This is a genomic window from Halosimplex litoreum, assembly GCF_016065055.1.
GTDB lineage: Archaea > Halobacteriota > Halobacteria > Halobacteriales > Haloarculaceae > Halosimplex > Halosimplex litoreum.
Window position 1 is genome coordinate 1,969,757 of the sequence record NZ_CP065856.1, and the last position, 25,885, is coordinate 1,995,641.

At 67.3% G+C, this 25,885-nt stretch carries 24 protein-coding genes and 1 pseudogene; 7 read left to right on the forward strand and 18 right to left on the reverse strand.

Annotated elements, in window-relative coordinates:
• Positions 1-24: 24 nt before the first annotated feature.
• The 3 genes from I7X12_RS09825 to I7X12_RS09835 all read right to left on the reverse strand — a co-directional run bounded on the left by I7X12_RS09825 (position 25) and on the right by I7X12_RS09835 (position 2,386).
• The gene (locus tag I7X12_RS09825) at positions 25-357 is read right to left on the reverse strand and encodes a hypothetical protein (RefSeq protein WP_198063635.1); all 333 of its coding nucleotides are present in this window, start codon (positions 355-357) and stop codon (positions 25-27) included.
• 66 nt (positions 358-423) lie between these two features.
• Positions 424-975, reverse strand: coding sequence for a DoxX family protein (locus tag I7X12_RS09830; RefSeq protein ID WP_198063636.1), 552 nt, complete (start codon positions 973-975; stop codon positions 424-426).
• A gap of 118 nt (positions 976-1,093) precedes the next feature.
• Positions 1,094-2,386 carry an O-acetylhomoserine aminocarboxypropyltransferase/cysteine synthase family protein gene (locus tag I7X12_RS09835; protein WP_198063637.1) on the reverse strand — a complete coding sequence of 431 codons (1,293 nt, stop codon included), beginning with the start codon at positions 2,384-2,386 and terminating at the stop codon, positions 1,094-1,096.
• Positions 2,387-2,579: 193 nt separating this feature from the next.
• On the opposite strand from I7X12_RS09835, the gene I7X12_RS09840 reads away from it, so the two are divergent.
• Both I7X12_RS09840 and I7X12_RS09845 read left to right on the forward strand, forming a co-directional pair.
• On the forward strand, positions 2,580-2,876 hold the full coding sequence (locus I7X12_RS09840; protein WP_198063638.1) for a hypothetical protein: 297 nt from the start codon (positions 2,580-2,582) through the stop codon (positions 2,874-2,876).
• Positions 2,877-2,949: 73 nt separating this feature from the next.
• Positions 2,950-3,246: a hypothetical protein gene (locus I7X12_RS09845; protein ID WP_198063639.1), complete on the forward strand. Its 297-nt coding sequence runs from the start codon at positions 2,950-2,952 to the stop codon at positions 3,244-3,246.
• 69 nt (positions 3,247-3,315) lie between these two features.
• On the opposite strand, the gene I7X12_RS09850 is transcribed toward I7X12_RS09845, so the two are convergent.
• Positions 3,316-4,995 carry a DNA-directed DNA polymerase II small subunit gene (locus tag I7X12_RS09850; RefSeq protein WP_198063640.1) on the reverse strand — a complete coding sequence of 560 codons (1,680 nt, stop codon included), beginning with the start codon at positions 4,993-4,995 and terminating at the stop codon, positions 3,316-3,318.
• Positions 4,996-5,131: 136 nt separating this feature from the next.
• Between I7X12_RS09850 and I7X12_RS09855 the strand changes: the two genes are divergently transcribed.
• Positions 5,132-6,115, forward strand: coding sequence for a S24/S26 family peptidase (locus tag I7X12_RS09855; RefSeq protein ID WP_198063641.1), 984 nt, complete (start codon positions 5,132-5,134; stop codon positions 6,113-6,115).
• Positions 6,116-6,175: 60 nt separating this feature from the next.
• Here the strand turns inward: I7X12_RS09855 and I7X12_RS09860 are convergent, their stop codons facing one another.
• Entirely contained in the window at positions 6,176-7,954 is a 1,779-nt protein-coding gene (locus tag I7X12_RS09860) for a Cdc6/Cdc18 family protein (RefSeq protein ID WP_198063642.1), read from the reverse strand.
• A 1,037-nt stretch (positions 7,955-8,991) separates the two neighbouring features.
• On the opposite strand from I7X12_RS09860, the gene I7X12_RS09865 reads away from it, so the two are divergent.
• From I7X12_RS09865 to I7X12_RS09875, 3 genes are read left to right on the forward strand one after another with little or no spacing between them, the layout of a single operon-like run.
• Positions 8,992-9,633, forward strand: a complete 642-nt coding sequence (locus I7X12_RS09865; RefSeq protein ID WP_198063643.1) for an Era-like GTP-binding protein — start codon at positions 8,992-8,994, stop codon at positions 9,631-9,633.
• A gap of 3 nt (positions 9,634-9,636) precedes the next feature.
• On the forward strand, positions 9,637-10,026 hold the full coding sequence (locus tag I7X12_RS09870) for a DUF2073 domain-containing protein (protein ID WP_123535269.1): 390 nt from the start codon (positions 9,637-9,639) through the stop codon (positions 10,024-10,026).
• Between the two features lie 6 nt (positions 10,027-10,032).
• Positions 10,033-10,947: an OapC/ArvC family zinc-ribbon domain-containing protein gene (locus I7X12_RS09875; RefSeq protein WP_198063644.1), complete on the forward strand. Its 915-nt coding sequence runs from the start codon at positions 10,033-10,035 to the stop codon at positions 10,945-10,947.
• 357 nt (positions 10,948-11,304) lie between these two features.
• On the opposite strand, the gene mdh is transcribed toward I7X12_RS09875, so the two are convergent.
• The gene (mdh, locus tag I7X12_RS09880) at positions 11,305-12,228 is read right to left on the reverse strand and encodes a malate dehydrogenase (RefSeq protein WP_198063645.1); all 924 of its coding nucleotides are present in this window, start codon (positions 12,226-12,228) and stop codon (positions 11,305-11,307) included.
• Positions 12,229-12,399: 171 nt separating this feature from the next.
• On the opposite strand from mdh, the gene I7X12_RS09885 reads away from it, so the two are divergent.
• Entirely contained in the window at positions 12,400-13,221 is an 822-nt protein-coding gene (locus I7X12_RS09885) for an Sjogren's syndrome/scleroderma autoantigen 1 family protein (protein ID WP_198063646.1), read from the forward strand.
• A 63-nt stretch (positions 13,222-13,284) separates the two neighbouring features.
• Here I7X12_RS09885 and I7X12_RS09890 read toward each other — a convergent pair whose 3' ends face one another.
• The 12 genes and pseudogenes from I7X12_RS09890 to I7X12_RS09945 form a co-directional block, all read right to left on the reverse strand.
• Positions 13,285-13,812 carry a redoxin domain-containing protein gene (locus I7X12_RS09890; RefSeq protein ID WP_198063647.1) on the reverse strand — a complete coding sequence of 176 codons (528 nt, stop codon included), beginning with the start codon at positions 13,810-13,812 and terminating at the stop codon, positions 13,285-13,287.
• 131 nt (positions 13,813-13,943) lie between these two features.
• Positions 13,944-16,523 (reverse strand): DEAD/DEAH box helicase, encoded by a 2,580-nt coding sequence (locus I7X12_RS09895; protein ID WP_198063648.1) that lies wholly within the window; start codon positions 16,521-16,523, stop codon positions 13,944-13,946.
• A gap of 77 nt (positions 16,524-16,600) precedes the next feature.
• Positions 16,601-16,930, reverse strand: a complete 330-nt coding sequence (locus I7X12_RS09900) for a hypothetical protein (RefSeq protein WP_198063649.1) — start codon at positions 16,928-16,930, stop codon at positions 16,601-16,603.
• Positions 16,931-17,020: 90 nt separating this feature from the next.
• A complete protein-coding gene (locus I7X12_RS09905; protein ID WP_198063650.1) occupies positions 17,021-17,644 on the reverse strand; it encodes a diacylglycerol/polyprenol kinase family protein in 624 nt (207 codons plus the stop codon).
• Positions 17,645-17,676: 32 nt separating this feature from the next.
• Positions 17,677-19,497 (reverse strand): glycine--tRNA ligase, encoded by a 1,821-nt coding sequence (gene glyS / locus I7X12_RS09910; protein ID WP_198063651.1) that lies wholly within the window; start codon positions 19,495-19,497, stop codon positions 17,677-17,679.
• On the reverse strand, positions 19,494-20,342 hold the full coding sequence (locus tag I7X12_RS09915; RefSeq protein WP_198063652.1) for a CBS domain-containing protein: 849 nt from the start codon (positions 20,340-20,342) through the stop codon (positions 19,494-19,496). Before I7X12_RS09915 ends, glyS begins: the two co-directional genes overlap by 4 nt.
• Before the next feature lie 126 nt (positions 20,343-20,468).
• The gene (locus I7X12_RS09920) at positions 20,469-20,927 is read right to left on the reverse strand and encodes an Lrp/AsnC family transcriptional regulator (RefSeq protein ID WP_198063653.1); all 459 of its coding nucleotides are present in this window, start codon (positions 20,925-20,927) and stop codon (positions 20,469-20,471) included.
• A gap of 20 nt (positions 20,928-20,947) precedes the next feature.
• Positions 20,948-21,379: pseudogene (locus I7X12_RS09925) on the reverse strand (P-II family nitrogen regulator); the annotation flags it as partial.
• Between the two features lie 75 nt (positions 21,380-21,454).
• A complete protein-coding gene (locus I7X12_RS09930; protein ID WP_198063654.1) occupies positions 21,455-22,864 on the reverse strand; it encodes an ammonium transporter in 1,410 nt (469 codons plus the stop codon).
• 396 nt (positions 22,865-23,260) lie between these two features.
• Positions 23,261-23,725: an Lrp/AsnC family transcriptional regulator gene (locus I7X12_RS09935; protein ID WP_198063655.1), complete on the reverse strand. Its 465-nt coding sequence runs from the start codon at positions 23,723-23,725 to the stop codon at positions 23,261-23,263.
• Positions 23,726-23,731: 6 nt separating this feature from the next.
• On the reverse strand, positions 23,732-24,085 hold the full coding sequence (locus I7X12_RS09940) for a P-II family nitrogen regulator (RefSeq protein ID WP_198063656.1): 354 nt from the start codon (positions 24,083-24,085) through the stop codon (positions 23,732-23,734).
• Positions 24,078-25,535, reverse strand: coding sequence for an ammonium transporter (locus I7X12_RS09945; RefSeq protein ID WP_198063657.1), 1,458 nt, complete (start codon positions 25,533-25,535; stop codon positions 24,078-24,080). Before I7X12_RS09945 ends, I7X12_RS09940 begins: the two co-directional genes overlap by 8 nt.
• Positions 25,536-25,885: the final 350 nt, after the last annotated feature.

A 25,885-nucleotide genomic window follows, 5' to 3' on the forward strand; every position in this document is an offset into this window, starting at 1 on the left:
GAGTCGTCGTCGGCCGACCGTTCCTCAGTGGAACAGCGGCCGCTTGGCGAACAGGTACAGCACGACGATCGCGGAGATCGCGAACCCGATCGGGCTGACCGTGACGATATCGAGCAGGCCACCGATCCCGTAGAACGCGACCGCGAGGTACCAGCCCCAGGTGTGGAGCCCCCAGAGGCCGACCATCGCGGCGAGCTGGCCCGCCGACAGCGCCATCACGACGACGCCCAGGAGCGGATTCGTCCCCAAAACGACGAGACTCCCGAGCAGACCGAACAGCGCACCGAACCCGCCGAGCACGCAGATGATCGTCACCCCGAGCGGCCGCGCCCTCGCCACCGAACGTCGCGTTGACATAGTTCGTATCAAAAACATGTAATTTAAATAACTTTCGACTGGTGACGGAGCGGAGCGGCCTGCCGGTCAGCCGAGGAAATACCGGACTCGGGGGTACGACCGGACGATACCCGTCTGCTCCAGGTAGGCGTCGACGCCGAGGATCCGGCCGGCGCCGATGGCGCCGAGGCCGAACAACAGCAGGGCGTAGACGACGTGGCTGGAGACGACCCAGCCGTGCTCGATGGGGAACCCGGCCATCACGCCGCCCGAGAGGTGGGACATCCAGAAGAGGATCATCTGGAGCGCCCCACAGAGGGCGGCGAACCGGACCGCGACGCCCGCCAGCAGGGCCAGACCGATGAGGATCTGCCCCCAGATCACCAGCGGGTCGACCAGCGGCGCGGCCGCCAGCGCGTCCCAGAAGCCGAAGGGGTTGCCCGCCGGGATGGCGTTCTCCAGATAGCCCGCGGCCGTCCAGTCGCCGGCCAGCAGCTTGTCCAGGCCCGCCTGCAGGAAGATCCAGGCGATGACCACCCGCAGCCCCAGCAGGGCGTAGCCGATCCAGTCCTCCGAGTACTCGAAGTTCGTCTCCCGCCCGAACAGCTCCGCGTCCAGCGTCCGCCGTTGCGTTGACATGTTCGCGACCTCCGGCCGTGATTTTGACGGACGATCATTTAATAATAGGTGACGGTTTGCCGCCTTGGGGACCAAACTCGTTTGGTTTCGGGCCGGAGGCGAGGTCGGAAGACGGCAGCTACTCCGTCGCGGTGTCGATAGCCTGGTCGAGGTCGGCGACGATGTCGTCGACGGATTCGAGGCCCACGGAGAGGCGAACCATGTCGTCGGTGACGCCGGCGGCCTGTTTCTCCTCGTCGGACAGCTGCTGGTGGGTGGTCGAGGCGGGGTGGATGAGCAGCGTCTTCGCGTCGCCGACGTTCGCGAGCAGGGAGGCGATCTCCGTCGACTCCACCGTGGTGCGTGCGGCGTCGTACCCCTCCGCGAGGCCGAAGGTGATCATGCCGCCGTAGCCGCCCTCTAGATACTCGCCCGCCTCGTCGTGGGTCTCGTGGTCGTCGAGGCCGGGGTAGGTGACCCAGGAGACCTCGGGGTGGTCGGCCAGATGTTCGGCGACGGCCATCGCGTTCTCGCAGTGGCGGTCCATCCGCATCGGGAGGGATTCGAGCCCCTGCATCGTCGTCCAGGAGTCGAACGGCGACTGCTGGCAGCCCAGGTCGCGCAGCCCGCGGGCGACCGACGCGTACGTGAAGGCGGCGTCGCCGAAGCGCTCGCGGAAGTTGACGCCGTGATACGCGGGGTTCGGCTCGGCGATCTCCGGGAACGAGTCGGCGTGCTCGTCCCAGGGGAAGGAGCCGCCGTCGACGAGGACGCCGCCGACGGTCGTGCCGTGGCCGTGGATCCACTTGGTGGTGGAGTTCCAGACGAGGTCGGCGCCGTGGTCGAGGGGCTGGCAGAGATGCGGCGTCGCGAACGTGTTGTCGACGAACAGCGGGACGCCGTGGTCGTGGGCGATGTCGGCGATGCGCTCGATGTCGGGCGTCACCAGCGCGGGGTTGCCGATCGTCTCGAAGTGGACGTAGGCGGTGTCGTCGTCGATGGCCTCCTCGTAAGCCTCGTAGTCGAGCGTGTCGACGAACCGCGCCTCGACGCCCATCCGCGGCGCGGTGTGGGTGTAGTAGGTGTAGGTCCCGCCGTACAGCGAGGAGGCGGTGACGACGTTGTCGCCCACGTCGGCGAGCATGAAGGTCGCGAGGTTCAGCGCGGCCATCCCGGAGGACGTGGCGATGGCGGCGGCGCCGTTCTCCAGGGCGGCGATGCGCTCTTCGAGCATCGCGTTCGTCGGGTTCATCAGCCGCGAGTAGATGTGGCCGGGTTTTTCCAGAGCGAACTGCTGGGCGGCGTCGTCGGCGTCCTCGAAGACGTAGCTCGTCGTCTGATAGATCGGCGGCGCGCGCGCGCCGGTGGCCGCGTCGGGTTCTTCCTGTCCTACGTGCAGTGCCTTCGTCGCCGGATCCCAGTCGTCGGACATACCACCAACCCACGACCGCCGACCACATAAGTCCCCCCAAGCCCGGCGAAACCCGCCCGCTGTCGGCGATCCCGGCAGGATTTCCGGTCGGCCGAACCGATTCGCGCCGGACGAGCGTGCTCGCCGACCCCCGAGGTGTCGACCGCTTCGTCTAACACGCAATTAAGTCACTGGAAGCCGTCGACATTCGGCAATGAGTTCCTCCGGAATCGGGGCGCGGCTGGTGACGGCGGTCAGCGCGCACGTGTTACGGGTCGTCGGTTCCCTCATGATCGTCCTGCCGATCGGCGTCGCCGCGGTGAGCGTCTCCACCGAGTACGGACTCGGTGGCGGCGACGCGACCGGCGTGACCGCGGCTTACGCGACCGACGTGGGCGCAGTCTCCGCCCTCGTCGAGTTCGCCAGCGTCCACCCGGCCTATCCCGCGGCGATACTGGTCGGTCTCGTCCTCGTCGCTGCCGGGGACGAGGCCCCACTGATCGGGAGCTGAACGACCGCCTGCCGACAGCACCGCTCGACAGTCTGACGCACTTTTATAGGGTGATACGTCCTCTACTCCGTCGATGACGCGACTCGGCGGCGAGCCAGGGACGGGCACGATCCTCGACGGCCAGACGCTGCGGATCGCCGGGCTCGTGACGCTGTGCTGCGTGGCGGCCGTCACCGCGGCGAGCCTCGGCACGGCCCACGGGCTCTCGATGCCCGGTCAGTCCGGAACGAACGCGGCCACTGCCGTCGCCGACGTCGGCGCCGTCGCGGCGCTGGTGGAGTTCGCCGTCGCCCACCCCGCGTATCCAGTGCTGGCGCTGGTCGCCCTCGTCCTCGTCGTCGCCGGCGACGAGACGCCGCTGCTGGGCTGATCGGCGGTCCGTTCGTGAGTTCGACCCGAAACCGAGGGGTTCGGGGGCCGGTTGCACTCGCCGCGCCACCTACTCGAAGTCGTGGATCCGCAGGTCGAGGGTGTCCAGCGAGACGATAGGCGCGAAGGCCACGTCGGGGTCGATGTTGACGCTCTTCTGGAAGTCCGTCTGTGCCTGCCAGCAGCCGGAGTTGATGGCGAGGACGTTGTGGTACTTGCCGTACCCGAGCTTGTGGACGTGGCCGGTGTGGAAGATGTCTGGGACCGACTCCATGACGAGGTAGTCCTCTTCCTCGGGCGCCAGGCGGGTCTGGCCGCCGAACTGCGGGGCGACGTGGCGCTTCTTCAGGAGCTGGTACATCGGCTTGTGGGGTTCGTCGTAGCTGGCCTTCTCGTCGGGCAGCTCGGCGATCACCTCGTCCAGCGACACGCCGTGGTACATCAACACGTCGACGCCCTCGACGGTGACGGTGGAGGGGTTGCCCGAGATGCGGGCGTCGTGGGCGGTCATGATGTCCCGTAGTTCCTCGTCGAAGGCCGGCTGGGGCTCCGCGAGGCGGACCGCGTCGTGGTTGCCCGGGATCATGATGATCTCCATGTCCCCCGGGACTTCCTTGAGGTACTCGCTGAACCGCTCGTACTGCTCGTAGATGTCGACGATGTCGAGTTCCTCGTCCTGGTTCGGGTAGACGCCGACGCCCTCGACCATGTCGCCGGCGACGAGCAGGTACTCCACGCGGTCGGCGTCGGCGGTGTGCAGCCAGTCGGTGAACCGATGCCAGGCGTCGGCCTCGAACTCCTGACTGCCGACGTGGACGTCGCTGATGAGCGCCGCTTCCACCTCGCGGTCGGCCGTCGATGGTTCGTAGGTGCGCGGAATTTCGGGGAAGTACAGCGAATCGACGAAGAGGATGCCGCCGTCGTCGGCCAGCGTGCCGTCGACGGCGATGACCTCGTCGAGCAGGAGTTCGTTCACCAGGTCGGCGATGTCGCGGTCTTTCATCACCAGACAGGGGAAGGTTCCGTTGGTGTCTTCGAGTTCGACCAGCCAGTGGCCGCTGGCGGTCGAGCGGATGTCCGAGACCATCCCGACCATCGCCGCCTCGCTGTTGCCCGGCATCGACTCGATAGCGTCGGTCGGCCGGTGGTTGACCCGCCCGCGCAACTGCTTCGAGAGCTTCTCGTAGCGGTCGCGGAAGACGGCGACGAAATCCGAGTACTCTCCCGTCCCGGTGCTCTGGATGTCGCCCTCGACGGCGACCGACTGCTGGGCGGGGTCGGCTGGCGTCCGTCCACCGCCGGCCGCCGAACCGTCTCCGGCCGCCGAACCGGTCGCCGAACCGTCTCCGGCCGCCGAACCGGTCGCCGAACCGTCTCCGGTACCCGACCGAGACCCCCCTGTTTCCACTGCAGCGGCCCCACCGCCGTCTGACGGTTCGGAGTCGCCCGTTCCAGTTGAAACAGAGGGGTCTCGGGAAGGGGGCCCATCGGGGGGATGGGCGGAGGTGTCCGGGGACGATTTCGGGTCGGTTCGGGTCGGCGAACCACCAGACCGCGACCGAGTGTCGACGACTTCTTTGACGTGGTCGGCGGTGAGCACGATGACGTCGTCGGGGACCGTTTCGAGTGTACGGTCGAGCGCGCCGGCGGGGTCGGGGGTCGAGGCGAGGAGGGTGACGGCCTCGGGTTCGGCGTTGTAGCCCCGGCTGGCGAGTTCGTTGGCGACGTGAACCGGCGTCTCGAGCGGCACAGTCGGATGTCGGTGTCGCTGCGCAAAAGCGTAGCGGACCCGCGAGACGGCGGTCGTCCGCTGGAGAGCGAGACGGTGGCCCTCCGTCAGGGACGGGTCAGAACATTCAAACGCCCACTGACCCAACGGGCTGGCAATGAGTCCGCCCGGCGACGACGAGCCGCCCTCCGGAGAGCCCGACGGATCCGGTGATAGCGGGACTGAGCCGGAAGGAGGCGACGCACGCCGCCCGGAGGCTGCCGAACCGCGCCACTCCGACGCGGTCGACAGCTCGTCCGAATCCGGGACCGACCGCGGGCGAGACGCGGAGACTGGAGTGGGCGTCGCCGTCAACGGAGGCGCTCGGGAGACGGACGCGCCGCCGGTTCGCCACGGCGACGACGAGGTGACCGAATCGAAAGCAGGGAGCGGAGCGCGGACGTTCCTGGTCGACGTACTGTCGAGCGCGCTGGCGGTCTTGCTGGTCGGCGCGTTGCTGTTCGCGGTCAGCGGTGTGTGGCCCCCGATGGTCGCCATCGAGAGTTCGAGTATGGCACCGCACATGAACACCGGCGACCTGGTGTTCGTCATGGACGAGCAGCGGTTCCCGGGCGACGGCGAGATAGCCGGAACAGGTGTCGTCACGCTCCGTTCGGGCCAACACACCGACTACCGGCAGTTCCAGCGCCCGGGCGACGTGATCGTCTACAAACCCGACGGTAACGACGGGGCCACGCCGATCATCCACCGGGCGATGTTCTACGTGCAGGAGGGCGAGAACTGGTACGAGGAGGCCGATCGCCAGTCGATCGGCCGCTACAGCGAGTGCGGGGAGTCGACAGAGGAGGCGCTCCCGTACTGCCCGGCCCCGCACGCCGGGTTCATCACGAAGGGCGACAACAACGGCGGCTACGACCAGGCCCAACCGGATCCGCTGAGCGCCCCGGTCAAGGCCGAGTGGGTCGTCGGCACTGCCGAGGTCCGTATCCCGAAACTCGGGTGCATCCGACTGCGGAACGAGCGGTGTCTGGGCAGCGCCCGCGCGTCGCCTACTGGCGTGGCGTTCGCGACCGACACGGCGCGTACGGCCGACGCGGCGCTCGCCGGCGAGACCCGGAACCGAAGCGCGGTCGCTCCGTAGGACGAGGCGAGAACGCCGGCGAAAAGTCGCGAGCGTGGCCGTCGGTTCGGACCGTGGCTGTCAGCTCGAGTCGTTGTCGAAACGTGTCTGGACGAACGGCTGGGTGTCCTCGATGTCCGACAGCCGCGAGTCCGACAGGAGGACGGCCTCGGTCTCGTCGATCGGGACCGACAGAGAGATCTCCTTCGTGCGGCCGTAACGGCCCTTGCTGACGACGACGGCGTTGACGATGCCGAGCATGTCCAGCTCGGAGATGAGGTCGGTGACGCGGCGCTGGGTGAGGGTGTCGACGTCGATCTCCTCGCACAGCCGTTGATAGACGTTGTACACCTCGCCGGTGTTGATGTTGTGGACCCCGTTTTTCTCCAGCATGATGATCGCGAACAGGACGAGCTTCGACTGGGTGGGGAGGGTCCGAACCACCTCGACGACGCGGTCGAGTTCGATCTTCTCCTGTGCCTTGCGGACGTGGTCCTCGTCGACGTCGTCGGTCTGGTCGCGCTCGGCGAGTTCGCCGGCCGTGCGGAGCAGGTCCAGGGCGCGGCGGGCGTCGCCGTGTTCCTGGGCGGCGAACGCCGCACAGAGCGGGATCACGTCGTCGGTCAGGGCGTCGCCCTCGAAGGCGACCTCGGCGCGGTGTTCGAGGATGTCCCGCAGCTGGTTGGCGTCGTAGGGCGGGAAGACGATCTCCTCCTCGCCGAGGCTGGACTTGACGCGGGGGTCGAGGAAGTCGGTGAACTTCAGGTCGTTGGAGATGCCCATGATCGACACCCGCGAGCGCTCCAGCTCGGAGTTCATCCGCGAGAGGTTGTACAGCGTGTCGTCGCCCGACTTCTCGACGAGCTTGTCGATCTCGTCGAGCATGATGACGACGACCCGCTCGTGGTAGTCGACGGCGTCGAAGAAGGTGCTGTACACCCGGTCAGTGGGCCACCCGGTCATCGGCACCTGTTCGAACGACTCGCGGTCCTCCTCCAGCTGTTCGATTCGGTCCTCGACGGCTGCGACCGAGTCGTACTCGGTCTCGGCCAGCGCCGTCGGGGTCTCGCGTGCGCGCTCGCGAAGCGATTCAAGGTCGTCGAGTTCCTCGTCGATGACCGCCTCGTTCTTCTCGACGAACTTGTTGGCCAGCTGGGCGAGCACGCGGTACTGCGTGTCGGTGACCTCGCAGTTGATGTACTCGACCTCGCAGGGAACCTCGTACTTCTGGGAGGTGGATTCCAGTTCCGTGCTGACGAACTTCGCGCTGGCGGTCTTGCCGGTCCCCGTCTTCCCGTAGATGAGGATGTTCGAGGGCGAGTCCCCGCGCAGCGCGGTCACGAGGATAGTCGCCATGTTGTTGATCTGTTCCTCGCGGTGCGGGAGTTTGCGCGGCGTGTAGGACGGACGGAGGACCTCCTTGTTCTCGAAGATCGGGTCGCCCGCCAACAGGTCGTCGAACAGTCCCTGGGAGGCCTCTTCGGGATCTTCGGAGCCGACGTCGTCGAGCATCACGTCGTCGAGTACCGACGAGTCGGCGTCGTCGCCCTCGGCGTCGAAGTCGACCCCAGCCGAGCCGACACCGCCTCGAACGGTCGACACCGAGTCGGTGTCGGCCGCGTTCGCCGTCTCGGGATCGGAGTGGTCGTCGTCCGTCGGATTCCGGTTCCCGGCGGTCGACTCGTCGCTCTCGCGAATCGCGCTCTCCTCCCGGTCGCCGGACTGTCCCTTGGCAGCACGGTCGGACTGTGTTCCCCCTTCATCCGTCGACGGGGGTAGCTGTTCGTCGTCTCCGTCCGAGCCATCCACGAACCGCTGTGAATCGAGCGTCGTGTCTTGGTCTGTGTCGTCCCCGTTCATCGTAATCGTTCGAGTACCGCGAAACCGAACCCCTCTGTTTCGTCTGGAAGTGCCGTCGCGCACCCTCGGAGCGCGACTCATACCGATGATATCACCGCGTTCCGTCGATTCCGACGAAGCCGGTGAGTCCAGTTGAACCACAAGAACCCGTGGTTGATACGATATTAAATATTTCGGTGACTATCGCGAGGGCCCCCACGACGACCGGATCCCAGCGGTGTACCGACCTATCCCAGAGTGTCGACGGAGTGTCCAGATCCCGAATACCCTCTCGACCGGCGACTCTTCCGAGGACACTAGGAGATACTGTCGAAATATAAATTATATGATTGCTTAGCGGTGCGCCCCCCACCCCTTCGTTTCGGGTGGAACGGACAGGAAGACGGGTGGGGGGGGTCAGCGACGAACGTTCGACCTAACTAGAGAGAAAGATTTAGTACTTAGACCGTCGAACCATAGCCGTACTAGAGAGAAAACAATATTTCGTCTAGCTTTATGTCTAGTTGTAGAACGTCTATGCACTCTAGTTATGGTTGAATCACCACTAGTAATTCTCTCTTGCAGTAAAATCACTGAGTCGCATCTGCCTTCGTTCCCGGTTCGGAAACAACCTCGGCCAGCGCTCGGACTGCCCCCACGGGCTTCGGCCGTTCCAGTTGAAACGAAGGGGTGGGGGTTGGGAGAACTCCGGTTCGTGACTCACGTTGACGAGGAACGCATCGTCGGGTCTCTAACGACTCGGGGGAGTCATCGGGTCGTCTCTCGGCGGGCGCGACCACTCCGACTCACCCCGTTCGATCCGGCGGCACGTCGACGACGTCCGATTCCTTCCGGAGTGCCGCCGATCCGCTCTCCGACGGACCATCTATCTGTCACCCGATGTTTTCTGTCGGTGTGCTCGTAACTCGTGGAGACGGAGGCTGAATCGACCGAATTCGTGCCAAGATGTCGAAATACTTATATATGTCTGACGTAGGCTTAAGTGAGTCGGAGCGGCTTATTCGCTCAGATGCGCCCTCGCGGCGCAGGAGGATAGGATGGGACTGTTCACAGAACTCAAAGACAGTATTTCGCGGGCAGCATCGACGCTGTTCTCCGAGGAGGATCCGAAACGTATCGGTATCTACGGCCCGCCGAACGCGGGGAAGACGACGCTCGCCAACCGCATCGCCCGGGACTGGACCGGCGACGCGGTGGGTCCGGAGAGCCACGTTCCCCACGAGACGCGTCGGGCTCGCAGGAAGGAAGACGTCGAGATCGAGCGCGACGGCAAGACCGTCAACATCGACATCGTCGACACGCCCGGCGTGACGACGAAGGTCGACTACACGGAGTTTCTCGAACACGACATGGAGAAAGACGACGCCGTCCGTCGCTCCAGGGAGGCGACGGAGGGCGTCGCCGAGGCGATGCACTGGCTCCGCGAGGACGTCGACGGGGTCATCTACGTGCTCGATTCGACGGAGGACCCGTTCACGCAGGTCAACACGATGCTCATCGGGATCATCGAGAGCCAGGACCTGCCCGTCCTGATCCTCGCGAACAAGATCGACCTGGACGAGTCGTCCGTCCAGCGGATCCGCAACGCCTACCCCCAGCACGAGACGACGGAGCTGTCGGCCCTCGAAGGTGACAACATGGACGAAGTGTACGACCAGATCGCGGAGTACTTCGGGTGAATCATGGCTGAAGCGAAACATCCCGAAGACGAAGACGGAGTGCAGATCGACCTGATCAGCGCCGAGCGGATGGACGGCAAGACGACGATGGAGAAGATCCGGATGATCTTGGACGGCGTCCGGGACAACAACATCGTCATCCTCGAAGCCGGACTCACGCCCGACGAGGAGTCGCGGCTCATCGAGGTCACGATGACCGAGATCAGCCCCGACGAGTTCAACGGTATCGAGATCGAGACCTACCCCAAGTCCCAGGCCGACGACTCGAGCCTGCTGGGTCGGCTGATGGGCAAAGAGGAGACCAAGAAGCTGACCGTCATCGGGCCGGCCAACCAGATCGAGACGCTCCACAAGGACGAAACCCTCATCAGCGCGCTCGTCTCACGGAAATAGTCAGGTATGCCCCACCAGTGTACGAGTTGCGACCGGACGTTCGCCGACGGCTCCAAGGAGATGCTGTCGGGTTGTCCGGAGTGTGGCGGCACGAAGTTCCAGTTCCGTCCCGACGGCTTCGACGGCGCGAGCGACGCGGCGAGTCCGGACGCGAGCGACAGTGGGCCTTCCGGGTCGACGCCGGAGTCGCCGCCGGAGCCGACGGACCGGCCGGGCGACTCGGTGAGCCGGACGGTCGGCAACGCCGCCGCGACGGTCCGGGACCTGGTCGGCGGGTCGGCGAGCAGTGACGCCACGCAGGCGCGCCCGCCGTCGGAGTCGGGCGGCGCGACCGCCCCGGCCGCCGGGTCGAGCGCATCGTCGACCGCGACGACCGAAGACTCGGACCCGACCGTCGATACCGACGACTCGTTCGACGACGACATCATCGTCGCCGAATCCGAGCCCGGGACCGAGGACACCGCCCAGGCCGACGCGCGCAGTCAGCTCGTCGACCCCGACGAGATGCCCGATTCCGAGAGGTTCGAGCCGGGCCGGGCGGATAGCGCGGACAGAGTCGCTGGCGACGCTGGTCGGGAGACCGACCCGTCACCGGGCGACGTGGCGACCGGGTCCCCAGACGAGGGTGTGACCGAACCTGCCGGAGCCGACGCGGCGAACGGTGGGGCATCCGCCGGTGACGCGGCGGACGGCCGCACCGTCACCGAGGAGCCCGACGCCGAGCGAGCGGACCGACCGGATCTGGCCGAGTTGCGCGAGGAACTCAACGACCAGTTCGAGAGCATCCGCGTCCTCGAACCCGGCCAGTACGAACTCAACCTGATGGAACTGTACGACCGTGAGGAGTACATCATCGCCCTCCAGGAAGACGGTCGCTACAGCATCCAGGTGCCCGAGACCTGGCGCCAGGCCGACGCCTGAACACATCCTCCTGGGCCGCTTTTACCCCCAGTTTCGAGTCGACGGCTCCGCAGCGTCGCGATCACGCGACGGACGGAACCGACCGAGCCCGCGCTCGCGGGACCGCCGGTGCAGGCACAATCGTTATACTCTCGGCCGTCGATACTCGCGTCAACGGAGGGGTACCCGTGACTCACCAGCGTTCACACCTCGAGGAGTGGGCGTCACTGCTCGACGAACGAGTGTGCGAAGAAGCCCTCGACGAGGGTCACCGACCGGGCGGTCGCGTCGACCGGTCGGAGCCGCGTCGGAGGGGATGAGTCGTCGGCGGTCCGTCGACGCCGTCGGGTCGACGGTGTCACGCGCCGCCGGTCGCCGTCACTCCTCGCTGGTCATCTGGTCGTACTGGTCGGAGAGCTTCTCGGCGGCGTCGTCCATCAGTTCCCGCTCGTACTCGGAGAGCTCCCACTCGACGACTTCCTCGACGCCGTCGGAGCCGAGCTTGACCGGGACGCCGAAGGCGGTGTCCTCGTAGCCGAACTCGCCGTCGAGGACGAGCGAGCCAGGCAGCACCTCGCCGGTGTCGTGCAGGATAGCCTCGACCATGTGGGCGACGCCCGTCGCGGGGCCCCACTCGGTGGCGCCCTTGCGTTCGATGACGTTCATCGCCGACTCCTGCAGGTCTTCGAGGATGGCCTCGCGCTCGTCGGCGTCGAACTCGGGGTCGCGGCCGTCGACGCGGACCTTCGAGAACATCGGCACCTGCGCGTCGCCGTGCTCGCCGAGGATGGTCGCCTCGACGTTGCCGACCTGCGTGTCGAAGCGCTCGGAGAGGACGTAGCGGAATCGAGCGGAGTCCAGCCGGCCGCCGAAACCGACTACCTTCTCGCGTGCGCGCGAGCCCGTCTCGTAGAGGTGGCGGTTGAGCAGGTCCACCGGGTTCGAGGTCGTGACGGTGACGAAGTCGTCGTTGTGCTCGGCGATCGAGGAGCCGATGTCGTCCATGATCGGCGCGTTGTCGCCGGCCAGATCGATGCGGGTCTGGCCGGGCTGGCGCGGGATGCCGGCCGTGATGACGACCACGTCCGAGCCGGCGGTGTCTTCGTAGGTGCCCTGTCGGACGGTCGTGTTCGAGTCGTAGGCGACGCCGTGGTTGGCGTCCGCAGCCTGCCCGATCGTCACGTCTTCCTGGTCCGGGATGTCCACGAAGACGAGGTCGTCGACGATGTCACGAAGCGCAAGGTTGTACCCCGCTGCCGCCCCGACGGTGCCCGCCGCACCGACGATGCTAACTTTCGTCATATCACGTCAAACTGTGCCACGTTCAGTGGGTAAATCTATCGAAACCCGCCCGCTGGACCCGTCGTTCGTCCATTAGGGGTTCGACGATCGTCGATTCACTCGGGCCACCGAGGGCGCTCGCGGGGCGGTCGTGGCGACGGTCTTTTTGACCGTCGCTGGTATCCTACGGGTATGAGCGACTTCGACAAGGAAGCCGAGCGCGAGCGGCTCCGCGAGAAGTACGAACAGGACAAGCAGAAACGGGAGGCCAGCGAGCGGATGAGCGACCTCCTGTTGAAGGGCGCGACGATGACCAACGCCCACTGCAACGACTGCGGCGACCCGATCTTCCGCTACGACGGCGACGAGTTCTGCCCCACCTGCCAGCGCGTGGTCACGAACGAGGAGTCCGTCGAGGAAGCCGTCGAAAGCGAGGGACGGGTCGACGAACCCGTCGAGACACCCGACGAGGGCGGGGACGTGGGTTCCGCAGCGGCGGACGGGACGACCGACCAGTCCCCGGCGGCCGAGAACGGCGACACGCCCGATCACATCGAGGTGAAACAGCCCGACGGTCCCGCCGTCCGGACCGGCGCCGACGAGTCCGGCGTCGAGGAGTCGACGCCGGAGGACGCGAACGCGGACGCCGATTCCGAGGCAGGTCAGTCCGAGCCGTCCCAGCGACAGCCCGCCCAGCAGTCGCCGACCCGATCACCGGACCAGCCGTCTCGCACACGGGGCCGGTCGGGCCAGTCGCCCGATCAGTCCCGCGAGCAATCCGGACAGCCGCGCGAACAGCCTTCCCGGACGCCGTCGACGCCCGAGCCGGCGGCGTCCGCGGTCGCTGCCGAGTCCGGGGACGACTTCGGCGCTGCCCGCGCGTCGCTGGTCCGAACGCTCCGGACACACGCCGAGCGTGCCGAAAACGCCGACGACCCACGTCGCGCTCGCGACCACCTCGCGGCGGCACGCGAGGCCGCCGAAGCGCTGGGTGCGCTGTCCGGGTCGTACTGAAAGAAGCTGCCGCACCGCTTTTGCCCCACTGCGGCCGACTTCCCCCGTCGGCAGCCGTCCGCCCTACGTTTCCAGTGCGTCCCGCGCCGCGTCGAGCGCGTCGATCGGGCTCGGACACTCCTGGAGGGTCTCGCCACCTTCGGTGTGAACGAGCCGCGGGAACTTCGAGCGCGTGTCGAGGATCCCGATCCCCGGCAGCGTGTCGACGCCGACTTCGACGTCGGAGAAGGCGTCGAATCGCGGCGTCCCGTCGGTCATCGCCGTCGCCCCCTCGGTCTCGACGGCCGCCGACCCCTCCGCGGAGTCGGCGAGGACGGGATAGGTCAACTCGTACCGGCGCCGCCAGTAGCCGGCCCGTTCGGCGGTGTCCGGGAGCGCCCCGACGACGGCCACGTCCTCGGCAGCGAACTCGTCGAAGGCGTCGCTGTAGGCCGTGGCTCGCTCGCGTGACACCTGGCAGTAGTGGTCTCGCAACAGGAGTACGACCACGGCGTCGAACTCGCCCGCGAGATCGTCGCTCGCGACCGTGTCCGGCCCTGGCCCCCCGTTCGGCAACTCGAACCTGACGATCCATTGCATACCGTCGCTCATCTGTGGCCCCCTGTTGGTCTCGGCTTCGAACGCAGGGGTAATCGTTGTTGGGATCGTTCGGAATCTCGACTCGAAACGAAGGGGTGTTGGGCCGCCGAGACGGAGCGCAGTCGAGCGGTCGCCCCACCGGATCAGCCGTCGTAATCGCTTCCGACCACTTCTCGGACACGTTCGGCGGTCACCTCGCCGACGCCCTCGGCGGCCATGAGGTCGTCGGCGTCGGCCGTCATCACGGCCTCGACGCTGCCGAACTCGGCGAGCAGGGATTCGGCGGTCACGGGGCCGACCTCGGCGACGCTGGCGACGACGTACTCCTGTTGCTCGGCGAGCGTCTTCGAACTCTTCTCGCCGTGGACGCTGACCGTGCGGTCCTCGTCCTCCTGTTCGCGGGCCGCGATGGTCGCCAGGAGGTCTCGGGTCTCGTCGGCGTCGGCGGTGCGGAGGACGCTCGCGCCGAAATCGACGGCGATAGAGGCCAGCGCGCCGTTGATGGCGTTGGGGTGGACGTTGCGCTCGCCGTACAGGTCCTCGCCCTCGACGACGACGACGGGCCGGGCGTAGTAGCGCGCGGCGTCGGTGAGCTGCTCGAACAGCGACCGCTCGTCGTCGCCGGTCAGCGTGTCCAAAAAGTCCGAGACGGTCTTGCGCTCGACGACCACCCGGTCCGAGAGCACGTAGTCGCCGACCGCCAGCGTCTCCAGGCGCGTTACGATCCCCCCCTGGCGCGAGAGGTCCTTGGCGATCGCCGCGTCGAGTTCGCGCTGGTCGACGACGATCTCCACGCTCTCGTCGTCGTCCGCGCTCGCCGTCGCGACTGCCCCGTCGGGCTCGTCGCGGTCCGCGCTCTCGTCGCTCCCGGAGCCACTACTGGCTTCGCCGCCCCCGGACTCGCGGTCGGCGAACGCGTCCAGCCCCGCCTGGCCGTCGCCGTCACCGCTGTCGGCCTCACCGTCGTCGCTCGATGGTCGCGAGTCGGTTGCGGACTCCTCCGTTTCGGGTGCGGCGTCCTCACCTTCGGACGTAATTTCCGACGTGTCGGCTGCGGGTTCGCCCTCCGTTTCGTGTGGAGCCAAACTCTCGTCCCCGTTCGCGTCGGCCGGGGCCTCGCCATTACTGCCGACGTCGGCGAACTCGTCCATCCCGGTCTGGGTGAGTTCGCTCTCGATCTCGCCGGCCATCGACTTCAGCGAGCGCAGCTCTTTCTCCATGCGCTTCTGGTCGTTGCGGGCCTTCCAGAAGTACGCCTCGTCGCGGGTGTCCTCGGCCAGCAGCACCGACACCGCGCCCTCGGTCTGTCGACCCGTTCGACCCTTCCGCTGGATGGCCCGGATCGCGGTCGGCACCGGTTCGTAGAACAGCACCAGATCGACCTCGGGCACGTCCAGCCCCTCCTCGGCCACGGAGGTCGAGACCAGCACCTCGAACTCGCCCGCGCGGAACTCGTCTAAGGTCTCCTGTTGTTCGGTCTGGGTCATCCCGTCGCTGCCCTCGGTGTCGGACTGGCCGACGAACTTCCGAGCGGTGAAGTGGTCGCCGAGGAAGTCCGTCAGCGTCTCCGCCGTGTCGCGCGATTCGGTGAAGACGATGACTCGCTCGCCGTTCTCGATGCCGAGCGTCTGGGCGATGAGCATCCGCGTCCGCCGGAACTTCGGGTGCAGGTCGTCGTAATCCTCCGCGCGACGGATCGCCTCCCGAACCCTGGGCTCGGAGATCATCCGCTGGTCGGCCTTCGAGGCGCCCGAGGAACGAGCGGCCTGTTTCTGCCGTTCGAAGTAGCGCCGCAGACTCTCGACGCTCTGGGTCTCGGCGTAGGTGACGGCGGTCCGCAGCTTGCGCACTTCCGCGAGGAAGCTCATCCCCTCGTAGCCCTCCGACTGGTCGTTGTTCATCAGCTCCCGGAGCTTGCCCTGTATCTTCTGTATCTCGCGTTCGGACACGTCCGGCTTGCTGGTGTTCGTGACGCCCAGGTCCCGAAGTTTCGACAACCTGTCGGCGATCACGTCGTTGACGGCGTCGCGGATCTCGACGACGGTCTCGGGCAACTCCACGCGCTCCCAGTCGACGGTGGTCTCGTGGGTGTAGGTCGCCACGTCGGCGTCGTCCTCGGTCATCACCTCCACCTGCGCGAGCCCGAGGTTCCCGCAGACTTCGAGGATGGCCTCCTCGTCGTCGCCGGGCGAGGCGCTCATGCCGGTCGCCAGCGGGTCGCGAGCCTGTTCGTGGTAGCGCTCGGCGATGTAGTTGTAGGCGTAATCGCCGGTCGCGCGGTGGCACTCGTCGAAGGTGCAGTGGACCACGTCGGTCAGGTTGATACGGTTCCCGACGAGGTCGTTCTCGACGACCTCGGGGGTCGCGACGACGATGCGGGCGCCCGACCACAGCTCCGCGCGGTCGTCCGGGCGGGTGTCGCCGGTGTAGACGACGATCTCGTCGTCGGGGACTTCCAGCGCCTCCCGGTAGAACTCGGCGTGCTGGGTGACCAGCGGCTTCGTCGGCGCGAGCAGCAGCGACTTGTTCACCACGTCGCCGGCCAGCCGGTCGGCGGTCACCAGCAGGCTCACGGTCGTCTTGCCCAGCCCGGTCGGGAGACAGACCAGGGTGTGAGTCTCCAGCGCCGCGTCGGCCAGCTTGCGCTGGTAGGTCCGGTCCTCGAGAAAGCCGTCCGCGAGGAGCGGCCCGGAGACCCCCTCGCCCTCGTCGGTCGTCGCCATTTCGTTTGGGTAGTTCCCGCCGCCCGATAAGGGTTCAGGTAGCGCGGCGAAAGTGAAACGGGGTGCCGGGCGGCGCGTCACGTCGCGCTGACGAGTCGCAGTTCATCGCCGTCCTCGCTCTCCTCGAGCCGGGCGTTCGGCAACGTGCAGGGCCACTCGTCGTAGTCGACGGGCAGATCGCTTGCCCCGTCACGCCAGCGGTCGTAGTCGACGTCTTCCCAGTTCACGTCGTAGTCGGCACTGTCGCCCCAGCCCAGCCCGTCCCAGGTGTTCTCGTCGATCTCCGGGGACGGTTCGAGGTAGAACGCCGCGCGGTCGGCGTCGAAGTCGACGACCGTCCCGATCGGCTTCCCGCGGTCGCGGACCTGGACGCCGAGGTACGTCTGCCAGTCCGGGTTGTCGAGCATACCTGCGTTTGCCGCGAGACGTGGATGAGCGCCGGGCCTGCCGTGGCAAGCCCCGAGTGGGGCTGTCGGGTCACGAGCGCCCGGTAGTCGTCAGAGCGGACTCGCGGGGAGAAACTGCACCGCGAGGAACATCACGGCCGCGCTCGCCAGGGGGATCGAGAGGTTGTCGTCGATCACGTAACCGCTGATCACGGGCTTGATGCCGTCGGCGACGGTCGCGGCGACGCCGCCGAGGACGGCCGCCAGGGGCGTGACGAACGGGACCGCAAGCAGCGTTGCGACGGCGAAGGTCACCAGCAGGACGGTCACCTCCTTGGCGGTCCGCAACTCGCCCGATCCCAGGAGGCCGGAGACGGGGTCGGCGATCGTGAGCATGAGGATCGCCGGGACGGCGACCCGCGACGGTTCGAGCCCCCGAACGAGCGTCTCGGCGGCGCTCGGCGGCGGGAAGACCAGCGCGACGACGGCCATCGAGAACACGGCGAGGAAATAGCCAGCGAGGTTGTCCTGTTCGTACTCACGGGTGAGCTTCTCGTAGATCCACCAGTCCAGCCCGACGACCAGTCGGACGACTTCGAGCACGAGCGCGACGCCGAGACCGGCGACCAGCAGCGCCTGGACGTGGATCCACTCGACGCCCGGGACGAACAGATAGGCGAGTGGCACCGCTGTCCCGCTGGCGTGGACCATCCGTCGGACGATCTCGTCGCGCATTGAACTCCTCTATCGCGTCGTCTGAATCGCTTCTACAGGTCGGCGAACTCGACGTCGCCCTCGCGCAGCGCGTCCAGCGTCTCGGCCAGGTCCTCGACGGCGATCCGCTTCTGGGCGGTCGTGTCCCGCTCGCGGACCGTCACGGTGCCGGGCTCGCCCTCGTCGTCGTCGCGGGCCTCGCCGACCGTCGCGTAGTCGACGGTGACGCAGAAGGGAGTCCCGACTTCGTCCTGGCGGCGGTAGCGCCGGCCGATGGCGCCCGAGTCGTCGTACGCCACGGAGAGACCCCGCTCCCGGAGGTCGGCGGCGACCTCGCGGGCCTCCTCGCCGAGGCCGTCGCGGTCCATCAGCGGGAAGACGCCGACCGTGGTCGGTGCCACGCTCGCGGGGAGCTCGAGGAAGGTTCGCTCCTCGCCGTCGACCTCGTCCTCGCGGTAGCAGTGGTCGAGGACGGTGTACAGCGCGCGGTCGATACCGAGCGACGGCTCGACGACGTGCGGGAGGAAGTGTTCGCCGGACTCGGTGACCTCCTCGACGGAAAAGCCCGTCTGACCGACGGGCACGTCGTACGCGTCGCCGTCGACCTCGACGGTGACTGTCCCCTCGCCGTCCGTATCGCTTTCGGCGTCACGGAACGCGTCGGGCGCCTCCTCGGCCAGATCCGCGAGCGCGTCGGCGATATCGCCGGCGGCGCCGCCGAACGCCGGCCCGAGGGAGCTCATATCGGGGTCGACGGTCGGCCGCTCGGTCGTGATCGGCTCGTCGTACTGCCGGAAGACGGTGAAGTCCTCGTCGGAGTACTCGTCGTGTTTCGAGAGGTCGTAATCGGAGCGGTAGGCGAAGCCGGCGAGTTCGATCCAGTCGCCGTCGACCTCGGCCTCGGCGTCCCAGCAGTCGGCGGCGTAGTGGGCGCGCTCGCCGCTCTGGTGTTGGCGAAACCGGAACCGGTCCATGTCGACACCGATGGAGTCGTACCACTCGGCGGCGACGCCCAGGTAGTAGGCGATCCACGGGTCGGCGACGAGGCCGCGCTCGTGGGCCTCGCCGACGGTGATATCGAGGGGGTCACCGTCGTCGGCCGCCTGCTGGTCGACGCCGTAGAACGGCGCGACTACGTCGACCACGGAGTCGAGGTCCGGCCCCTCGCCGTCCTCGGGGTCGACGAACAGTTCGAGCTCGGCCTGCGTGAACTCCCGCACGCGCAGCAGCGACTTGCGCGGGCTGATCTCGTTGCGGTAGGCGCGGCCGATCTGTGTGACGCCGAAGGGGAGCTGATTCCGCGCGTACTCTTTGAGTTGGGGGAACTCGACGAAGATGCCCTGGGCGGTCTCCGGGCGGAGATACCCCGGCGACGAACTGCCTGGACCGATGTTCGTCTCGAACATGAGGTTGAAGTCCTCGATGGCCTGGCCGGCCAGGCCCGTGCCGCAGGTGGGGCAGACGAGTTCGTACTCCTCGATGATCTCGCCGACGCGGTCGGGACCGAGGCCCTCCGCTTCCTCGTAGTCGGTGTTGTCCTCGACGACGTGGTCGGCGCGGTGTGACTCGCCACACGACGGGCACTCGACGAGCATGTCGTCGAAGCCGTCGAGGTGGCCCGACGCCTCGAAGACGGGCTCGGGCATGATCGTGGGGGCGTCGATCTCGACGTTCCCCTCTCGCACCGTGAAGCGGTCGCGCCAGGAGTCCTCGATGTTGTCCTTGAGGCCGGCGCCGTTGGGACCGAAGGTGTAGAAGCCGGAGACGCCGCCGTAGGCGCCGGCGGACTGCAGGAAGAAACCGCGGCGCTTGGCGAGTTCGGTGAGGTCGGCGCTGCGGTCGTCGGTCGCGCCGTCGGCCTCGCCCTCGCTCATCGAAGCGCCTCCAGCAGGTCCATATCGCGGACGACGCCGGTCAGGTCGTCGCCGGAGACGAGCGGGATCTGCTCGATGTCGTGTTCGATCATCAGCTGGGCGGCCTCGGTGGCGGTGCGGCGGCCGCTGATGGTGACGAGATCGCTCGTCATGAACTCCGAGACGGGGCCGGCGGGGATCTCGACGTTGCGGGTGGGCATGTACCGCGAGCCGACGGCCTTGACGCTCTCCCACTTCCAGTCGTCGTCGTCGGCGGCGAGGCTGTCGCCAGTCTCCTCTTCGCCCTCGACGACGCGGGCCACGTCGATGATGTCGACCTCGGTGATCATCCCGCTGGTCTCGCCGTCGTCGTCCAGGGCGACGCCGTAGGGGGCGTCGGCGTGAGAGAGCTCCCGTTCGGCGACCGGCAGCGGCGCGCCCTCGTAGACGCAGTTGATCGCCGACTGTGCGAGGCCGTCGACGGTCACGTCGCCGTCGACGTCGCCGGTAGCGATGGCTCGGATCACGTCGGTGATGGTGACGATCCCTTCGAGTTGGCCGTCGACCACGGGGACGCGGCGGGCGCCCTCCTCGAGCATGAGCTCGGCCAGCTCGGTGAGGGTGGCGCCGCCAGTGGTGGTGGGAACCTCCTCGACGAGCAGGGCGAGCTGGTCCTCGTCGGGCTGGTCGATCAGTACGTCACGGGAGACGAGACCGCGGAACTGTTCCCCGTCGTCGCCCTCCTTGACGACCGGGACCGACGAGAACGCCCGTTCCTGGAGGTACTCGAGGACGTCGTCGCGGGTACCGGGCAACTCGACCGTGACGAGGTCCTCGCGGGGCGTCATTACGTCTGCGACGTTCATAGTACAGCGTACTCCCAGCCCCAAATACTAAGACCTTACACTTCACCGTTCGCGCGAACGCCGTCCGGCGGCGCGGCCGTGCGGACGGTCACGTCCCGGAACGACCCCGGTCGTTCATACTCCGTATCACTCACCGGCCAGCGGGAGCGGCTCGTTCTCGGCGACGACCTCCAGCGCGATGTTCGTCGCGATCGACTCGATGTCGTCGTCGACGAGCAGTTCCTTGATCCGAGCGTTCAGCGACGCGGTGTCGGTGAACTTGCCGATCGCGACCACGTCCTGGCTCCCGGTGACCTCGTAGACGCCGACCATGTCGCCGGCGTCGGCCAGGTCGGCGACGACGGCCTCGATCCCGTCGCCGGCCACGTCGAGGTTGAACACCGCCGTCACCGCGAAGCCGAACGCGGCGTAGTCGATCCTGGGCCGATAGCCGTCGATGATCCCGGCGTTCTCCAGCGTCTGCACGCGCTTGGTCGCCGTCGCGGTCGCGATCCCGACCTCGGCGGCGAGCTCGTTCGCGCTGGCACGGCCGTCGGCCAGCAGCGCGTCGACCAGTCGCCTGTCCGTCTCGTCGATATCGACCATCTGTCCCCCTCCTCGGATCCTTAGACCGCGTCCTGGCCGGTCTTGCCCGTCCGGATCTGCGTCGCGCTCTCGACGGGCAGGACGAACACCTTGCCGTCGCCCTTCTCGCCGGTATTGGCGCCCTCGGCGATGGCGTCGACCACGTCCTGAGCGGGGATGTCCGCCACGACGCACTCGATTTTGACCTTCTGGTGGAGGTCGACGACGTACTCCTCGCCGCGCCACTGGCCCTTCTTCGCCGGCTGGGAGCCCCGCCCCGAGACGTTCGTCACCGTCAGCGAGGGGGCGCCGATCTCCGCCAGCGCCTGTTTCACGTCGCCGAGCTTGTCGGGACGGACGACCGCGACCACCATCTTGATCTCGCCGTCGTTCGGTGCCTCGCCGCCGTCGGTGCGGAGTTCGCGGTCGGTTTCGTCCGTGTCGATGCCGCCGTCCGTTCGGATGTCGTGTTCGGTCATAGTCGTTGACTCCGCGTTCGCGTGGTCGTCCGCGTCGATGCTGTCAGTTGGGGTGTCGTCGGTCATCGGTCAGTCACTCCGTTCGTCCGTGGTGCGCTCGGCGGGGACGGGGGTCTCTTCGCTCACGAACCCGCCGTCGGAGCGGAGCTCCGACGAGGCGTCGTTCGATTCACTCACGAACCCGCCGTCGGCCACCGCCGCGCCCTCGTCGCCGAACTCGGGGTAGGTCTCGACGCCGTGTTCGCTCACGTCGAGGCCCTCCTGCTCGTGTTCGCGGCTGACGCGGGCCTGGCCGACGGCCTTGAACGCGTACCAGATGACGCCGGTCGCGAGGACCGTCCAGCCGGCGATGAGGACGACCCCGACCGCCTGCGCGAACAGCCCTTCGATCATGAAGCCGATGTCCGGCGTGAGGCCGTTCCAGCCGGCGACGGCGACGAACGGGTACAGCAGCGTGCCGAGGACGCCCGCGCTCCCGTGGACCGGGAAGACGGCGCAGACGTCGTCGATCTTCAGGCGCTTCTCGACGAACTCGAAGACGATCGGGAGCTGCGCGCCGGCGAGCACGCCGACGAGGGCCGCGCCCCACACGGTCGTCGTGTGGGGGATCGCCGTGATGCCGACGAGACCGGCCAGCAGCCCGTTGGCGACGTAGAGGGTGTCGACCTTCCCCGTCTTCGCCCAGGCGATGCCCGCGGCGCCCATCGCGCCGGCGGCCATCGAGAGCGTGGTGGTCATGGCGACACGACCGAGCTGGTCGCCCAGGAAGGCGCCGTCGGAGAAGATCGCCGAGGTACCCACGTTGAAGCCGTACCAGCCGAACGCGAGCATCAGCGTGCCCAGCACGGCGAAGGTCATCGAGTGGCCCGGGATGACGTTCGACGAGCCGTCGTCGTTGTAGCGGCCGATCCGGGGACCGAGGACGGCCGCGGCGGTGAGACCCGCGATGCCGCCCATGCCGTGGACGATCATCCCGCCGGCGAAGTCGGTGAACGCGACGCCGGTGATCATCTCGACGGGGCCGGTCACGCCCTCGGCGACCGACCACGTCATCCCGATGACGACCGGGTAGATGACCGCGGCCAGTAGGAACGTGTAGGTCACGTACGCCCGCAGTTTGGCCCGGCCGGCCACGGCACCCGAGACGATGGTCGCCGCGGTCATCGCGAACACGGCGCCGTAGAGCCAGTCGATCCAGCCGGTACCGCTGGAGAGGTAGGCCGCGCCCCACCCGCCGCCGCCGACCAGCGAGGAGACTCCCGACCCGATGGCGAAGAAGACCGTCACCCCGACCGACCAAGTGAGCAGGTTCTTCGTCAACTGGTTCGAGACGTTCTTCGAGCGCACCTGGCCCGCCTCCAGCATGGCGAAGCCGGCGTGCATGAAGAAGATCATGAACGAGACGACCAGTATCCAGGTGTAGTTGATCGCGTCTATCAGCGTCCCCGTCTCCGTCTGCAGTGCGGTGAGTTCGAGCATGATGTGGTGTGTGATTGTGGCCCCGACTGGTTTCGGATCGTTCAGTCGAGCGCTGTTTTGCCCTCCGAACGTTTCGGAGAGTACGGGAGAACTGTGCGGAATCACCCCGTATAAGGATTTGCTTTACAATGCTGCAAATTTCATGGGTTGCGTAGACGCTCGTCAAAATTACGGTAGAGTATTATCGATTTAAGGTTGTATTCCGTCCAGAAAGTCTGGGTTGACACGCGTCTAATTTGGACGCACGTCAACCGAGGATCCCGGCAAAATCGGCCGGTCAGGGGGGTAGACGCTCTCGCGCGCTCGGCGTGGTGATCGAACGCAGATGGGGGTAGAAAGTGATCGGGTGTGTTCCGACCGAAGTGGTCGGAGGTTGTCCGACCGCGGGGACGACCGTTACTCCTCGGTGTCGACGGGGAGGCGGTCGTACTCGCAGACGGTGTCGAGGACGATGCTCGTCCGGGCCGAGCGCACCTCGGGGTGGGTGAGCACCGACTTGATCTGGGCGTTCAGGGCTTCGGTGTTCTCGAACTTCCCGACGGCGACCACGTCGTCGCTCCCGGTGACCTCGTAGACGCCGACCATGTTGCCGGCGTCGCGCAGGTCGGAGACGACGGTCTCCAGCCCGGCGCCGTCCACGTCCAGTCGGAAGACGGCGGTGACCTCGTAGCCGAAGGCGCCGTAGTCGATCTCGGGCTGGTAGCCGTCGATGACGCCCTCGGCTTCGAGGCGCTGGAGTCGCTTGGTGGCGGTCGCGGTCGCGACCTCGGCCTGCTCGGCGAGTTCGCTGGCGCTGGCGCGCCCGTTGTCGAGCAGGGCGTCGATGATCCGCCGGTCGGTATCGTCCAGTTCTGCCGACATCGAATCTCAGACGGCCTCTGGCCCCGAGTCGCCGGTCCGGACCTGGGTGGCGTCCTCGACGGGGAGGACGAAGATCTTGCCGTCGCCGGGCTCGCCCGTCTGGGCGGCGTCGGCGATGGCGTCGACCACGTCTTCGGCGGGGATCTCCGAGACGACACACTCGATTTTGACCTTCTGGTGGAGGTCGACGACGTACTCCTCGCCGCGCCACTGGCCGGTCTTGGCGGGCTGGGAGCCCCGTCCCGAGACGTTCGTGACGGTGAGCGAGGGGGCGCCGGCTTCGGCCAGCGCCTGTTTCACGTCGCCCAGCTTGTCGGGACGGACGACCGCGACGACCATCTTGATCTCGTCGTCACTCATCGGTCTCACCCCCGTCGTCCGCGGCGGACGCGTCGACTGCCGGGTCGGTCGCGGCACCACCGTCGGTGCGGAGGTCGCGGCCACCGTCCGCGCTCACGGCCGGGCTGTCGCGGCTGCCGCCGGCGGTGAACTCGGGGTAGACCGAGACGCCGTGTTCGCTCTCGTCGAGGCCGGCTTCCTCCTCGGCCTCCGAGACGCGCAGGCCGAAGAGCACGTCGGCGATCTTGAACGCGACGATGCTGGCGAGCACGGTCCACGTGCCGACCACGAGGACGCCGGCGACCTGCATGATCAGTTGGTTGACCCCGAGGAACGTGTAGCCGCCCGAGGCGGTGACGCCGAAGACGGGGATCAGGATGGTGCCGACCGCGCCGGCCATGCCGTGGACGGCGAAGACGCCGCAGACGTCGTCGATCTTCAGCGAGTCGACGACCCAGCGGAAGGTCGGCAGGACGAGCGCACCGGCGAGACCGCCGAGGATGACGCCGCCCCACCAGGTGACGTGGGGGACCGCGCCGGTGACGGCGACCAGACCGGCGAGCAGGCCGTTGGCGGCCCACAGCGGGTCGGGCTTGCCCTGCCACGCCGAGGAGACGAGCATGGCGGCGACGCCGCCCGCGCCCATGCCCAGCGTCGTGTTCATGACGACCTGACCCAGCGCGCCGCCCTGGAAGGCGACGCCGCTGTCGGTGACCGAGAGGACCGTCGCCTGCGTGCCGACGTTGAAGCCGTACCAGCCGAACGCGAGGAACAGCGTGCCCAGCACGGCCAGGAGCATCGAGTGACCGGGGATGGGCTGGCTGTTGCCGCTGGAGTCGTAGCGCCCCGAGCGGGGGCCGACCATCTTCGCGCCCACGAGCCCGGCCACGCCGCCGCACATGTGGACGATGGTCGCACCGGCGAAGTCGAGGTAGCCGGCGCCGATCGCCTGGCCGAGGTAGCCGTCACCCGAGAGCAGGCCCGTGCCGCCCCAGGCGATGCCCGGCATCGCGGGGTAGATGATCGCCACCATCGCCGCGGCGACGAAGACGTACGCGCGGAAGTTCATCCGCTCGGCGACCGCGCCGGAGACGATGGTCGCCGCGGTCATCGCGAACACCGCGCCGAAGAACCAGCCGATGTACGCGCTGGGGTCGTTGACGTAGCCCCACGCGCCGGCGATGTCCAGCGCCACGCCGGGCGTCGTCAGCTGCCCGACGAGCGCGCTGAACGCCGACCCGATGGCGAAAAAGACCAGCACGCCGAGCACCCAGTCGGTCATGTTCTTCATCAGGACGTTCCCGACGTTTTTCGCCCGTACCTGGCCGCTCTCCAGCAGCGCGAAGCCGGGCTGCATGAAGAAGATCAGGAAACAGACCACGAGGATCCAGACGTTGTTCACGCCGTTGGCGACCTGCGTCGGGTCCAGCTGCAGGAGCGCGTCGGCCGTCGGCGCCAGCAGCGCCGTCATGCGGCCGTCACCTCCGCTTCGGCTGGACTCCCTCTGCTATCTTGATAATCGCCTACCGTTCCACCTATTCCCGCTACGTTCGTAGTGTACATCTCGGTTGAGGGTCATGGAATCCTACCACATAAGGGTATGCTTGAAAAAATCGAAATTATACTCGCATAACGAGACGGCTGTGGAAACTATCGCATAGTATTATGGATATAAGGTCTCCGTTCGTCCAGATATCCCGACGTTCGTCCGATCGAATCGAACGTTCGTCGACCGATAAGCGGTCGACGGGCGGTCGATCGGCGGTGCTGGGCTCGCGCGCGGCGACCGTCCCGGGAGTCCGGTGGCGGCGGTACTCGACC